Source organism: Vampirovibrio chlorellavorus (assembly GCF_003149375.1).
Lineage (GTDB): Bacteria > Cyanobacteriota > Vampirovibrionia > Vampirovibrionales > Vampirovibrionaceae > Vampirovibrio > Vampirovibrio chlorellavorus_B.
In genome coordinates this window covers 42,026-56,383 of sequence record NZ_QFWH01000008.1, presented here as the reverse complement: position 1 = coordinate 56,383, position 14,358 = coordinate 42,026, and the positions used below count along the sequence as shown (strand labels likewise).

At 58.6% G+C, this 14,358-nt stretch carries 8 protein-coding genes; 5 read left to right on the top strand and 3 right to left on the bottom strand.

Features of this window, described 5'->3' with window-relative positions:
- Positions 1-23: 23 nt before the first annotated feature.
- Both DF283_RS10800 and DF283_RS10795 read left to right on the top strand, forming a co-directional pair.
- Positions 24-629, top strand: coding sequence for a lipocalin family protein (locus tag DF283_RS10800; RefSeq protein WP_303674885.1), 606 nt, complete (start codon positions 24-26; stop codon positions 627-629).
- Between the two features lie 278 nt (positions 630-907).
- Complete coding sequence (locus DF283_RS10795; RefSeq protein ID WP_303674884.1) at positions 908-2,566, top strand: hypothetical protein; 1,659 nt, start codon at positions 908-910, stop codon at positions 2,564-2,566.
- 15 nt (positions 2,567-2,581) lie between these two features.
- Here the strand turns inward: DF283_RS10795 and rsmG are convergent, their stop codons facing one another.
- Positions 2,582-3,310: a 16S rRNA (guanine(527)-N(7))-methyltransferase RsmG gene (rsmG, locus tag DF283_RS10790; protein ID WP_303674883.1), complete on the bottom strand. Its 729-nt coding sequence runs from the start codon at positions 3,308-3,310 to the stop codon at positions 2,582-2,584.
- A gap of 204 nt (positions 3,311-3,514) precedes the next feature.
- On the opposite strand from rsmG, the gene DF283_RS10785 reads away from it, so the two are divergent.
- Positions 3,515-6,448: a tetratricopeptide repeat protein gene (locus tag DF283_RS10785; protein WP_303674882.1), complete on the top strand. Its 2,934-nt coding sequence runs from the start codon at positions 3,515-3,517 to the stop codon at positions 6,446-6,448.
- A gap of 12 nt (positions 6,449-6,460) precedes the next feature.
- Here DF283_RS10785 and DF283_RS10780 read toward each other — a convergent pair whose 3' ends face one another.
- Positions 6,461-7,627, bottom strand: a complete 1,167-nt coding sequence (locus DF283_RS10780) for a SpoIID/LytB domain-containing protein (protein ID WP_303674881.1) — start codon at positions 7,625-7,627, stop codon at positions 6,461-6,463.
- 62 nt (positions 7,628-7,689) lie between these two features.
- A complete protein-coding gene (locus DF283_RS10775) occupies positions 7,690-8,601 on the bottom strand; it encodes a penicillin-binding transpeptidase domain-containing protein (RefSeq protein WP_303674880.1) in 912 nt (303 codons plus the stop codon).
- A gap of 118 nt (positions 8,602-8,719) precedes the next feature.
- Here DF283_RS10775 and DF283_RS10770 point away from each other — a divergent pair, with 118 nt between their 5' ends.
- A complete protein-coding gene (locus tag DF283_RS10770) occupies positions 8,720-9,307 on the top strand; it encodes an AMMECR1 domain-containing protein (protein WP_303674879.1) in 588 nt (195 codons plus the stop codon).
- Complete coding sequence (locus DF283_RS10765) at positions 9,294-14,303, top strand: alpha-2-macroglobulin family protein (RefSeq protein WP_303674878.1); 5,010 nt, start codon at positions 9,294-9,296, stop codon at positions 14,301-14,303. The genes DF283_RS10770 and DF283_RS10765 overlap by 14 nt, the downstream gene beginning before the upstream one ends.
- Positions 14,304-14,358: the final 55 nt, after the last annotated feature.

Here is a 14,358-nt window from a genome sequence, read left to right as displayed (position 1 = left end):
TGCCTTTGGAAAGGATCAAGCCTATGAACCTTCAGCAAACACTCGGCGCCCTGCTCTTATCGGGCCTGCTGTTTTTGGGTGGCGGCCCGGCCATCGCCAAATCCAAACCGCCCTTGCAAACCCCGGCCAAGGTGGATATGAACCGCTTTTTGGGCCTGTGGTACGAGATTGCATACACCCCCAACCCGTTTGAAAAACAATGCGTCGCCAACACCACCGATGAATACTTCCAGCTCTCGCCCAAATTGCTGAAAGTCATTAACCGCTGCGACACCACGGGCAAACCCTTTATGGCCGAGGGGCGCTCCAAAATTCTGGATGAAAGCGGGGCCAAACAGCGAACCACCTTCCTGAAACTACTGGGCTGGATCTACCTGCCCTTGGGCGATTTCTGGATTACGGCGCTGGATGAGGACTATCAGGCGTTTATCGTGGCCCAACCCTCCCGGCGTTACGGCTGGATCATGGGACGCACTCCCAGCCTGCCGACGGAAACCTTGCAGCATCTGGCCCAAAAGCTTAAAGAGCAAGGGTATGATCCCTGCGAGTTTGTGACCACTCCGCACACCAAGGGGCTGGAGAAGAGTCAATCGCTTTGCACGGTCACCGGGATAACCGTTCCCCATTAAAAAATTTAAATTTTGGTAGGGCTGCCTTCAATAAATCACCCCGGATCTACACCCCCATGCCTGCGCCCATGGGCCGACCTCTGACTGAACAAACTCAACCGGATGGTTGATGAAGCCCCCCGTGAAACACGTTACTTTGAGGATATCTATCCGGTTCCGGGTAGGCCCAAACGAGTGGAAAGAACGGTGGTGGTATGAGAGTGATGCAAACAACTCATCAGTGGAATTCCCTCTGCTCTTGGCCTGGCAAACAGTGGCTACTGGCTGCGGGATTAACCTTGACGCCCTGGTTCGCCCCAGCCTGTTGGGCCGAAAACTTCAATCTGGACAGCGTGGATCTCAGCACCACTCACCAGCAGACCAATATCATCCTGCACACGGGCAGTATTGTGCCGGTGCAAAAAGTGCTGACCTCTGAAAAAAAGCTGATTTTGGAAGTGGATCAGGTCAACGCCACGGAGACCATTCGCACCAACTTCGGCGGGGCCTCCAACATCAGCCACGTCATTCTGCAGCCCATCAACGAGCATAAAATCCGTCTGATTGTGCGGGGTGAAAATCTGGCTCCTCCCAGCGTGGCCTTTACCACCCCCAATAGCGCCTCCGCCCCCAGCGGCCCCGGCTGGAACAACCCCGACAGCTTCGATCAACAGACCCGTGCGGCCTTGAAACAAATTCAGGATAGCGGCATCCAGCCCGCCAATTACCGCCCTGCCGGTAAAGCGGACATGCCCGCGCCCACCAGCGCCCGGCCTGTAGACATGGCCACTTCAAAGCCGGTTGCCGCCAGCAACACGGATACCCAGAACCTTGAAGAGAGCATTCCCTTTGGCGGCTTGGTGGAAAGCAAACCGGCCAAGCCTCTCATGAGCCCATCCAGTGATGAGCCCAAAGCCCCACTGTCCCCCACCCAAGCCAAATCCGAGCAGGCCAAACCCCTGAACCTGCCAAGTCAGGACATGCCTGGCACTCCCGATCCCATTCTGGAAAACGCCAAGAACGGGCAGTACAACAACTACATTCTGGGTGGTATATTGGCCCTGATGGCCCTAGGCGTGGGCGGCTTCGTGGTTCACAAAATCCTGAAGCTCAAGCAGGTCGAGCCTGATCTGGAAGAACTGATCCTGGAACAACACAACGGCAAAAAGGTCAGCTTCCGGGAAATGGCCGACGCCTACCGCAGCAAGCACGACCCTGCCCGTAAAACCGAGCATCCCGAAGCGCCTGTCAAAAACAGCGGCAAAAAGCATGCCGATGACGTGATTGGCCTGCGCTCCCTGAGCCAAATCGAAAAAACACCGATTTTAAAAACACCTGCGGAAAAACCACAGGCGGCCCCCAAAACAGGATCTTCCAGAGCCACGCAACCCACTTCCCCGGCTAAGGAACCCTTTGGCGGCCAAACGCCCAACATGGAACAACTGCTGGCCATGGTGCAAGCGGTCAGCGAACCCAGACAGAAGCCCATGAAAACCCCGGCAGCGCCCAGGCAAGCGGTGAGTCAGTACAAACAGGCCAACCAGCCCGCCCCCAAGGCACCACCCAAGGGCAGCTTCCCGGATGAAACCATGGTCAAGGAAATGAGACGGGCTCAAGCCTTACAGCAGGAGCTACTGCAGCAAGCCCAGCAACAAATCGCCGCAGCCCAGGGCAACACGGTCAAGCCCAAAAACACGCCGGTCAACCGAGCCGCTGCCGCTCAAAAAGCAGTCAATCCGGTCAACTTTAAGAATGCCCCGGCCACCAACCCGCTTAATGCCTCCAAAGTGGCCCAACCAGCCAAAAAAGCCGCTGGTAACGCCCAGAATGGCCCATTACCCGGCAACCCGGAAGTGCTGAACTTCCTGCGCAATGTGGCCGACCTGATGGAAAAAGACGGCAAGCCCCAAATCGCCAACAGCATTCATAAAAACCTGAATCCCAACAGCGTAAGATAACAGACTCGAGCCGACTTACAAGGGCTTCTTGGCGGGCAGTCCCGCCGCTCGGGGGTAAGCATCCTGAGTGCGGGCCACCTTCTCAAACACCAGCAGCCGGGAGCCCTGCAGTTGGGGCAACGCAAACGACACGCTCTGCCCATGGCGCAAGGCCAGCACCCGAATGGCCTTTTGCGAGGCGCTCAACTCCACTTCGGCATTCAGCCCCTTCATGGCGATGACCCGACCACCCACCGTGGCCAGCGGAGCGCAGAGTTCCAGCAGGGTGGGAAGTGCTGCCACCGCACGGGCCGTGACCACATCAAAGGCTTCCCGGTAGTCACGCTCCCGGGCCAGCTCCTCACTGCGGGCGTTCAGCACAGTCAGATTGGTCAAACCGAGCGCTTCGGCGGTTTCCTGAATAAACTTGCACTTTTTGCCAATGGATTCCGCCGCCACCACGGTCACATCGGGACGGGCCAGCGCCAGGGGAATGGCCGGAAACCCAGCCCCGCTGCCGATATCCACCACCCGCTGTCCGGCGTCAATGAGCGGAGACAGGGTCAACGAATCCAGCAAATTTCGATCCAGAAAATCCTGCGGAGCGGTAATGCGGGTTAAATTCACGGCCTGGTTGGCCGTCAGCAACAGGGTGTAAAACCGCTGAAACAGAGGGAGACGATCCGCCGGAATGGTCACCCCGATGGCCTGGCAATCGGCGACCCATTGTTCCCATTGGGCGGCTGAGGGTTGTTCAAAGGTCATGACGCAAAAAACTTTCCTGGGGGTTACTGAACAATGTCGCGGAGAGAGTGTCGCCCTCCTCCAGACCGAGGGTTTTTGCCCTGCCAAAGGCCAAAGCACCGGGTTTGCGGCCAAGCCCAGTGTACAATAAAAGAGAGAGAGTGTGGACAATGCCCTGGCCGGCCACGCATTGGATGGCCCCCTGAATGGCCCGACGGATAGCCCATGACAGCCCCCCCCATCTTTATTAGCCCCGGCGTGATTGAGCGCATTGAAAACGGCTCATTCATCCCCTCACGGCGCGCCAAGCCCAGCTCCGCCCCCCAAGAGCGCCGCAACGTCCTGTCCCCGCTGACAGTCACCAAGCGCTGCATTCGCTATGAGCCCCACGTCTTTACGCATCGCAAGCCGCTGATTCTGAAACTGGCCCGGGCCCTGAATCAGGCGGAAACCAAAATCGTGCTGGTGGGTGGCCCTCAGGGATGCGGCAAGACCAGCCTGGTACGGGGACTCATCGAACTGATGGGCAGCCACAACGAGCAGTTACTGTGGTTTGACGTCAACCGGCACAGCGACTTTGAAGAGATTATCCAGTTTCTTATTCACTACATTACCTACGTCTGCGACGCACAAACCCACACCGGCCAGCCGACAAGCCCTTCCAACGCCTTACCGGAAAAAGCCGGGGACGATCCCCTGAAGCGTCTGGAAAAACTGATTGTACAAGTGTCCGGGATGCCCTTGCTCCTGGTGCTGGACAACGTGGAGTACATCGTTGACCCGGAACTGCGCTTCAACTCCTACCCCTTTAAGGAAATGCTCAACTTCCTGCTGACCTTTCCCAACATTAAAATGGTACTCATCGGGGAGCGACTACCCCATGCCGATATGAGCCCCAATCAGGAAGGCGTGTCGGACATTCATCTGGAAGGGTTGCCTCAGGCCGAGACCGTAACATTTCTGGAGAGCCTGAATCCAAAACCGGAAGCCCTACAAACCGATGCGGCGGTGCTGGAAAATATGCTCGCGCCCCAAACCGCCTTAAAACCCCTGCAAGGCCTGTGGCAAAAAACGGAGGGCCAGCCCTGGTTGCTCCAAATCATCCAGCACCTCAACCGCCAGACCAACCTGGATTTTGCCACCCTGAACCGCCTGCTGGAAAACACGCTGGAACAAACCCAAAGCGTCCCCACTGGGCAGGAACCCACCACGCTCTCTACCCTCATCAGCCTGATTTACCAGCGTTTACCCGATCAGCAGCGACGGCTGTTTCAGGTCATGGCCTTTTTGCGTCACCCCGTGGACCCTGCCTCCCTACTGGCCTTGACCGGGCTCTGTTTTCCGGTTTTAGGCCCGACCCGGCTGGAGAAATCGGCCCTGCAGTATATTCTGGAGCATTCCCTGTTGCGGGATTTACTCAAAATAAGCTACCCTCCGCAAGAGGTGCTGGAGCATATTCGCAAGCGCCATCACCTCGAGACCGGCAATAACGCCACCGTGGCGGAAGCGCATCACAAGAAGTTCAGCCCCTGGTACGAGTTGTATCACAGGGTCAGGCTCATCATTTACAGCAGCCTGCCAGCCGGGGAGCGGGAGCGCCTGCACGGGGTTCTACAGGATTTTTATCGGCAGGAAAGAACACAGGAGCCCGAACACCGCATCCTGAAAATTAAAAATCGGGCCCTGCTGGCGGAAGCCAAGTACCACAGCAATGCGGCCCGAGAACGCAAAACCGCCTCCACCGGGGGACTCATCTCCGGCATGGATGAGCCGCCCCTGTCCACCAAAACCTATCTGGCCGGGTTCAAGCAGCCGGTCGGCCCGGTCGATCGTCCCCTCACCCTGTCCGACTACAAAAATATAAACTTGCCCGAGCCGGTTGCGGGCGCTGGCTCAGAGGAGACGCCTACCCCCACGCCGGAGGAAGCGCACTCCTTTTTACACTTACTGCGTGAAAGCAGCCAGAAACCTTTTCTGCCACAGGAACTGGATGAATTAGGCCTGAGTGACGAAGAGAAGCGCCTGCTGCAACAGCATAAAAGCCTGGGGGAATTGCTGCAAGCGGAGGTAGCCGCCTCCGAGGCCCTTTCCCCCAATCCACCAGGGCCCCTCACCCCACCAGAGCCTGTCCCAACGGCCCCCGGGGACGTGCTGTCCGCCGTGGCCAGCGTTCAGGCGGAAGACGAGCAGGAAAAAATCATTCAAAGCCGTCTGGCCTCCGCCGTGGCCGCTCAAAACCACAGTTTAATCGCCCAGGAATTGATTGAACTGGCCCGCTACCGGGCCAGCCATGGCCGTTACGAAAGCGCTGGCTCCTGCCTGCAAAAGGCCCTCAGCCTGAAAGGCAGCGTCCCCAAGGACGTGATGGCCGAGGCCTACCGGCTGAACGGCACCGTCAACAAACAGACCTATCACCACAACAGCGCCTTGTCCAACCTGCTGAAAGCGGCCGAGCAAATCCGCAAGCTGATGTACGAGGACGACACGGTGGACGCCGTGTGGCTGGGCCGTCTGGGGCAAGTCTATCAGGATCTGGGGGAGATTTACGCCTACCGAAAACAGTCCCCTCAGGCCATTGAGGCTTTTCAACACGCCTTGCGCTGGTACCAATCCGCCGATAACCCCTCGGGACAGGCGGAAATTCACTTTCAGCTGGCCGGAGTGCATGACGATCAAGGCGATCTGGATGCGGCCATTGAGGCCTACCAAAAGGCCTTGTCGCTGGATGAAGCCCTGGGCAACCCCTTGTCTGCGGCAGCCACCCTCACCAACCTGTCCCTGCTGTATCAGGACAAACAGCAGTGGTCCTCCGCCCAGGAGTGCCTGCAAAAGGCACTGAAGTTCGATCAGGACAGCCAAAACACCGAGGGGCAATTCAATACCCTGGAGCGCCTCTGCAAACTACAGCGCCACCTGAAGAACTGGCCACAGGCGCAACGCTACGCCCAGCAGGGGCTCAGCCTCTCCATTCAGAACCGATCCGCTCTGTGGCAGGCCCAGTTTTACACCCAATTGGGGCAACTCTGTGAAAGTCAGGGCCAATGGGCCCAAGCCATCCAGAATTTTCAGCTGGCCCTGTCCAGCGGGGCCAATACACTGGCGGATGAGAGCCTGCGCTGGCTCTCCAAGAAGGTTCACGAACTTCATGGCAAAGGTTAAAGACCACAAAGGTTAACGCCCACTCAGCCGGGCCTGCGGGAAGTAGAATTTCAGGATTTGATTATAGCGCTGGCCTTGCCGGGCCATTTCTGCGGCGCCCCACTGGCACAGCCCCACCCCATGACCCGCACCGGTAGAGCTGAGGCGAAGTCGACCGTTAGGCAAGGCCTGAAGCTGAAAACGGGTGCCGGGTAGCTTATCCCAGCCCAACCGCTGACCCAGCCGAAGCCAAAACTGATAGCCGCTCAACCGCTGCGCCCCCACCTGCACCTGCAGGGGCCGACCACTGGCATCCACCTGAGTGACTGTGGGCATACTTTCTGCCAAAGGGGCTTTTTTCGGAATGCTGTTCGGGTAAACCGACTGCCACTGGGCCGCATTAAGTACAGACACCGTGGTCTGGGCAAAAGGGGCCTTGGCGCAATAGGGACAAATCACCCCGTCCACCTGCCCCGACGGCATTGCCTGCCCGGCAAACCATCGAAGATGGCTGGTGTGTCCACCACAACTGGCATGGTAATACGGCTGAATGGCCTGCCCATTGGAAGTCAAAGTCTGTCCCCACACCGCCCGCACCGCCTGTTCGGCGTTGGGTTTCCGGTAAGCCTCTCCCAGATATACCTCCTGCTGGGTGGAGTCCCCCAACACATCTCCGGGCTTGTACCGGCTCAGCCGGGTTTGAGTGAGAACCGCCTGCGCCTTCAGGGCTTCCAACGGCCAACCAGGCCCGGTTTCACTGGAAATAACCACGGCCACATAATGCCGAGCGAGCAGGGTATTGAACACCCTCAACCGCCCTTGCTGGATCACAAACGTCAACGGTCCGCTGTAGCGCCGGGCGGGCAGGGACCGGTCTCCGTGCAGGGCGGTCACTTGAATGGGCTGCCCTCCCATAGCTTGAACGGTCAACCGGGCACCCCGATAACACAGGCTCTGCCGAGGTCCACAGCGGGCCCAAAGGCGTCCCTGCGACTGCCCCACAGTCAGTACCGATGCTGGCACGGAGGAGCCAGCGCCGCCCTGAATCCGCAGGGCTCCTTGCAACCGAAAGGCCTGAACCGTGGGGTGGGCTTCAAACAGACGAACCCGAACCTGTGAGGGCAGGGCAGCCTCGACTGAGCCGGTCAGCAGAGCAATGCACCACCCGGTGGCCAACAGAACGCGCCATGGCAGAATCAATTTAAAGCTGCTCCATTTTAAGTTCTGCACTGTCGGTTCAACCATCGTTCCCAGAGGCCACCTTACACCGAAGCCCAGGGGGCCTGCTGCAACCACTGGCGAGCCGCGGGCACAGCGGCGTCCTTGGCAGTCCCGCTCAACGCCCGTCCGCAAAAAGCCACCACTGGCTTTTCAATGGGGAAAAAGCCCATCACCCAGGACTGATAAAACTCCCCGGATGGCGTGGTGCCGGTTTTGGCGGCCACCCGCCAACGATTGTGCGGGTCCAGTTGTCGGGCCGTTCCCTGCGTGACCGCTGAACGCATGCCGCTTTGCAAGATGCGCCAGGTGGCTGGCTGAAAGCCTTGGATATCGCGTAAAGCAATGTGCCGGGTCATCCGCAAGAGTTGTGCGGCGCTGGGCTGCATGGGCTTGGCCAGACCCAGCACATACAGCTGGGACGAGTGCGTCAATGCCGTGGCCGAGGGAAATAGATAAGCGCTTTCCCGGCTGGGGCCGGTGGGTCGATTGAGCTGAAAGGCCTCAGCGTATTGCAAAAACCGCCGGGTACTCAACACTTCCGCCGCCTGAGCGAAGTAGATATTGCAGGAAGCCGCCAAGGCCTGCCGCATGTTGATTTTTCCATGGGCATGCTGGCAACGATACAACTGCCCCTTAATCCGCAAGGTTCCTCGACACTCCAAGAGCTGATCGGAAGAGAGCAAGCGTTCCTCCAGCAAGGCCGTGGCCGCCACCAGCTTCATTAAGGAACCGGGCAGCCCAAAGCAATTCCCCGGATGATTGGAACCATGGGGCTTGCCATCTCGCAACGCACACCACCAAAAGGGAGTAACAGGCTCCACCGCTTGCCCTTCAGGCCACCGGATTGCGGATGGCAGAACCAGCGCCGCGGCAGTCAGGGCCAAGCCCTTTAAAAAATCGCGCCGGGATAGGCTGGAGCTGGTAAAATAATCGTGCATTTCATCCTCGCTCAAATCGAAGGGCGTCTTGGCCAGTGGATGTTGATGCCTATTGTACGGGTTAGGAGAGAAAATTCCATTGCCAAAGGGACGAAGGGGCAATGACCCGCCGGTCAGCCTCAGGGGAAGTTCAATGCGGACGAGGCAGAGCCTGGTTCTTGGTCTGCTGATGAGCCTGCTCTGCGGACTGGCACATGCGGACACCCTGACCCCCACCCAACTGGTGCAGAAAACGGGACAGGTGTACTTCAGTAACCATTCACCAAGCGCCCAATGGAACGCTTTAGCCCTCAGCTCCCGACTGAATGAGCGCTACTCCAAACCACGGGGGGTTTTTGTCACCCTGAGCCGCAATGGCAAACCCCGGGCCTGCTGGGGATCCGCCTACCCGCAGTATAAAACCGTGTCCGAGGCCACCGTGTACGCCACGTTGGGGGCCCTGAGCAAGGAGTATCGCTATCCGCCCATCCGCGAAAGCGAGTGGCCCCTGCTCCAGCCACAGGTCACGGTGGTTAAGGCCCTGCAACCCGTCAACCGGCTAGCGGCTATCAACCCCCTGCGGGATGGCCTGATGGTGCGTCAGGGAGGGAAGGCTGGGGTCATGCTGCCCGGAGAAGCCAGAGATGCCAACTATATGCTGGTGCAGGCCAAGCTAAAAGCGGGCATTGCCCCCAACGAAAAGTTTCAGCTGTACAGGATTGTTGCCGATGTTTACCAATAAGCCCAACCAAAGCGTTCTCCTCAGCGTCAGCGTGGTCGCCCTGTTATTTGCGGGCGGGGCCATCGCCATTGGTCTGGAGAAACCCACTGGCAGCCTGGCCGGAAAAATCGATCTGGAGCAGGAAGGCTTCCAGTTAAGCAGCTACGACATCAAGGGCAACAAGGTTTACGCCCTGGCCGTGGGCCCACGGGGCGGCACGCTGGTGGAGCGGGGGGTATGGGTCAAGCCGGATGGCACTTTTAAAATCAACCAGCTTCCGGTGGGGGAATACAGCCTGACCGTGCGGGCCCCCGGCTTTTCCACCACCGATGAGCAAGGCCTGTTCGTGGATGAGGCCAAAACCACCCAACTCAAGGACGCCGTGCATTTGGCCATTCTGGAACCCAGCGTCAACATTGCCAGCAACACCCGGGTCTTTACCGGCAAGGAGGTCCCCCACTTCTGGCTGAACGCCATGGGCAGCGATCAGGCCACCGTGCGCATTTATCGCAAGGACATGCTCAGCCTACTGCAAAACAGCCGCCAGAATGGCATGGACTTCAGTGCCGACCTCTCCCTGTACAAGCCTTACCAAAAAAACAGCGGTGTTCTCTTTAAGAACGAAACGCCGCTAAAAACCCTCAGCCGAAAGCTGGAGCGGGATTATCAGGACTGGTCCCACGCCGAATTCAAACTGAATGAGCCCCTGCCCCCCGGCGAATATTTGCTGGTGGCGGAAGTCAGCAATCTGAAGCAAAAGTCGGACTGGAACGTGATGTGGTTCAGCGTCAGCAATCTGGGCCTCATCGTCAAACAGGCCGTGGATCAGACCTGGGTGCGGGCCATCGATTTAAACACCCTGCAACCGGTGCCCAACGCCCAAATTCAACTGCTGGATCGGGATCACCCGCAGTTGGCCCGCCTGGGTCAGGGTAAAACCAACGCTCAGGGGATTGCTTCCTTTCCCGTGCCCAACGCCCGCAAGCGGGAAAGCAACTACAACTGGCTGGCCATCGGCACGCAAGCCAAAAACCGGGCCTTTGGGGGCATCGGCTTCTGGAACGACGCCCGGGATAACTACAGCACCTACTTTTATACCGAACGGCCTATTTACCGGCTGGGGCAAACCGTTTACTTCAAGGGGATTTCCCGCCTGAAAACGGCCAGCGGTTTCCAGACGCCCAAGGCCGGTATGAGCCTGGGCCTGCGCATTGAGGACCCGGACAACACCAAACTCTGGGAAGGTCGGGTGAATACCAACGATCACGGCACCTTCCATGGACTTTACCAAGTGCCCAAAGACGGCAAAACCGGTGCGTACCAGCTCACCATTACTTACCCGGATGGTAGCGAATCCTACGAGCGCTTTGAGGTGGCCCAATACCGCAAGCCGGAATATCAGGTAGACGTTCTGCCCCTGCAACCCCGGCTGGTGGCCGGGGACCGAGCCGAGGCCCGCATTCGGGCCAATTACTACTTCGGGGCTCCCGTCACCAACGCCCGGGTGAAATACACCGTTTACGCCAGCACCGACTGGTCATCCCGCTTTGGCCTGATGCCTCGCCCGGATTACTACGGCTACTTTGATGACTGGGACAACGATGACGGGGTGTTTGAAGACCTGAGCTACGCCGGAGACTACATTACGGAAGGCTTTGCCCAGACGGACGCCACCGGGGAAGCGCTGATTGACTTCCCCACCCAGCCCATGAAGATTGATCCCAATGAGCCTTACAGTCTGGATTATCTGGATCGTCGCTACACCATTCAGGCGGAAGTCACCGACCTCAGTCGCATGGCCGTGGTGGGCAGCGGATCGCAATCGGTGGTGGCCGGAGATTTCACCCTGTTTGTGCAACCCAAGCAATCAGTCACACGGGCCGGAGAGCCGGTGCAAGCGGAACTGAATGCCGTCTATTACAACGGGCAACCGGTGGCCCATCGGGCCATTTCCGTCTCCCTGATGCGCTGGAACTGGGATCGGGTCAAGCAGGAGTACCGGGGCACCAGCGTCCTGGGCACCGTTTCAGCCACCACCAATGCCCAGGGCAAAGCGGCGGTGACCCTGCCCACCACCGATCAGTACTTCAGCGACAACTACTACCTGACGGCCAGAGCCAGCGATGATCACGGGCATACCATTTACGATCAAAGCAGCCTGTGGATTGCCAGCCCCAACCAACCTTATGTCCGAGAAGGGCAACAGGCCCAGCAGGAGGCTTTTTCTCTGAAGTTGGATAAAAAGATTTACCAACCCGGCGAAGTGGCCAAGGCTCTGATTACAGCCCCCGTCAGCGGGAAAGAAAAGGGGCAGGCCATTGTGGCCGTGGAAGGCAGTAAAATTCACACTCTGCAAGTGGTGCCCATGGACGCCACGGCCAAAGTGGTGGAAATCCCGCTAAGCGGCGATTACGCCCCCAATGTGTACGTGACGGCCACCTTTGTGGGCCCCAAGCACCAGTTTTACAACCAGTCGGAAATGGCCATGGTCTCCCCGGCCCAGCATTTTTTAAACCTGACGGTCACCCCGGACAAGGCCCGTTACCAGCCGGGGGAGAAAGCCACCTACACCATTACCGCCAAGTACCCCAACGGCCAGCCAGCCCCCAACACCGAGGTCTCCCTGGGGGTGGTGGATGAAAGCATCTACGCCATTCGCCCCGATGCCGCCGAAGACATCCGCAAATTCTTTTACCCCAGAATTTACAACTCGGTCCTCACCCTGTCCTCCTTCCCGGAAGAGTACTCCGCGGGGCCGGATAAAATTGAGCCCAAGGTGCGCAAGGATTTTCGGGATGTGGCCGGTTGGCAACCGGTTCTAAAAACCGATGCTCAGGGCCTGGCCAAGGCTACCATACAGTTGCCGGATAATTTAACCACCTGGCGGGCCACCGTGCGGGGGATCACCGCGCAGACCGATGTGGGCGCTGCTCTCTCCAAGGTCATTGCCACTCAGGATCTGATCGTACGGCTAGCCTTGCCCCGCTTTTACACCCAGCACGATCAGGCCCGACTGACCGCCATTGTGCATAACTACACCCAGCAGCCCCAAACGGTGGCACTCACGCTGAACCCCTCATCCCAGTTTGAGACTCGGCAGGCCCTCAGCCAAAAGCTGACCATCCAAGCGGACAAGGCCAGCCGTTACGAATGGCCGGTCACAATCAAAACACCGGGACAGGGCACTGTAGCCATCAAAGCCGTTGGGCAAACCGCCGGGGATGCCCTGGAACTGCAAGTACCCATCCATCCCTTGGGCGTTGAGGTAAGTGAAGCCCACAGCGGGCAATTGCCAAAACCCGTGGAGGCGGTGGAAATCCCACTGAAACTCCCACCCAATACCGATCCCCGATTGGCCCAAGTCATCCTGTCGGTGGCCGGTTCCACCATTGGGCCGGTTTTGGGGAGTTTTGACAGCCTGATCGACTATCCCTACGGCTGCACGGAGCAAACCATGAGCCGTCTGGTGCCCTCCATGGTGGCCGTCCAGCTCAGTCAGCAATTAAATCTCCCCCTCTCTCAAGCCCAGCAGGAAAAATTCCGGCAAGTCAGCCTGAAAGCCCTGGGCAAGTTGAAAGACGCCCACAATCCGGATGGCGGCTGGGGCTGGTGGCAATACGGGGAAAGCGACCCTGCCATGACCGCCTATGTCATGGAGGGTCTGGCCACGCTGAAGCAGCTCAACATGCCAGTTGATTGGCACATTTTGCCGGATCAGTGGCAAGCCGATGGCCTCAAGTGGATGCAAGCCAAAGCCAAAAAGTTGGCACACCAGTTGGCCGACCCCAAACTGGCCTCTGAGCGCATTTTACAAGCAGAGCGATTCACCGATTTAGCCTACCTGCAGCAGGTGCTGGCCTTGTACGGTCAAAAAACCGATGCCCAAACCCGCCAGTTCGTTCTCAGTCAGGTTCCCAAGGCCACCCCGGAAGCCCTGAGCTACCTGACGCTGGCCTTTGTCAAGCAGCAAGACACCGCTGCCGCTCTGCAGAGCTTCGCCGCCCTGAACCGTCTGGCCGATCACAGCGCCGACACGATGAGCTGGGATCACACCGCCCCAATGGGCAAAAAACTGGGCTTTGATTCTGCCGATTACACCTATCGCTTCACCGGAACGGAAGCCACAGCGCTGGGCCTGAGGGCCACCCTGGCCATGCGACCTTATGCCACGGTTGCGCCGGACACCCTGGCCGCCATTGAGCGCTGGTTGATGCTGCAACGGGGCAAGGACGGTTGGGACAACACCAAAACCACTGCGCTGGTACTCAAGGCCCTGCTGGAAAAAACGCTGGCCCTGCGCAGTAACCAGCCGCCCAATTTCACAGCCACCTCCAACTTGTGGACGGAAGCCCGTGCTTTCACTCAGGCCCAATTGTACGATCCAGAGTTCACCACCCGGGTCGCGCTAGCCCAACAGCACCCGACCTTCATCAGCCTGCGCAAGGAAGGCCCCGGCGAGTTGTTCTACAGCACCGTCCTGACCTACTGGCAAGCACTACAACCGGGTGCCCAAGTCCCGCAAGTGGCCATGCCCCAAGGGCTCAGCATCCAGCGGAAATTCTTCCGCATTCAAGCGGAACCGGTGGGCCCCAACGGCACCATGCGCTTTAAAATGTACCCCCTGTCCGGCAATCAGGTTCGGGCCGGGGAAACGGTACTAATGAAAGTGACGGTCAACACGCCAGTGGCACTGCCCTATGTACTATTGGAAGCAGCTTTGCCCAGCGGGGGCGAGGTGATTTCCAATGACCCACGGGAATCTCTGCTACAGGAATCTGACGAGGAAGGCCAGTTCTCGGGTGACTGGGGCAACTGGTGGTGGGCCCATCAGGATATTCTGGACGATCGGGTGGTCATGTTCGCCAATAGCGTTCCCGCCGGGAAATCGGAGTTCCACGCCCTGGTGCGCATGGAGCTGCCCGGCACCTTCCAGATGAACCCAGTCAAGCTGGAGGGGATGTACAGCCAGCGGGTCAAGGCTTACTCCGCGCTGGATAGCATTCAGGTCGTGGAGTAACCCCCTTGCTGCCTGCTAAATCGCAACCTAAAGGTCTATCTGTCACAAAACAGCT

Coding starts and splice junctions, on each gene's coding strand:
- rsmG (WP_303674883.1), bottom strand. CDS start 3,310: ATGACCTTTGAACAACCCTCAGCCGCCCAATGGGAACAATGGGTCGCC.
- DF283_RS10785 (WP_303674882.1), top strand. CDS start 3,515: ATGACAGCCCCCCCCATCTTTATTAGCCCCGGCGTGATTGAGCGCATT.
- DF283_RS10800 (WP_303674885.1), top strand. CDS start 24: ATGAACCTTCAGCAAACACTCGGCGCCCTGCTCTTATCGGGCCTGCTG.
- DF283_RS10770 (WP_303674879.1), top strand. CDS start 8,720: ATGCGGACGAGGCAGAGCCTGGTTCTTGGTCTGCTGATGAGCCTGCTC.
- DF283_RS10765 (WP_303674878.1), top strand. CDS start 9,294: ATGTTTACCAATAAGCCCAACCAAAGCGTTCTCCTCAGCGTCAGCGTG.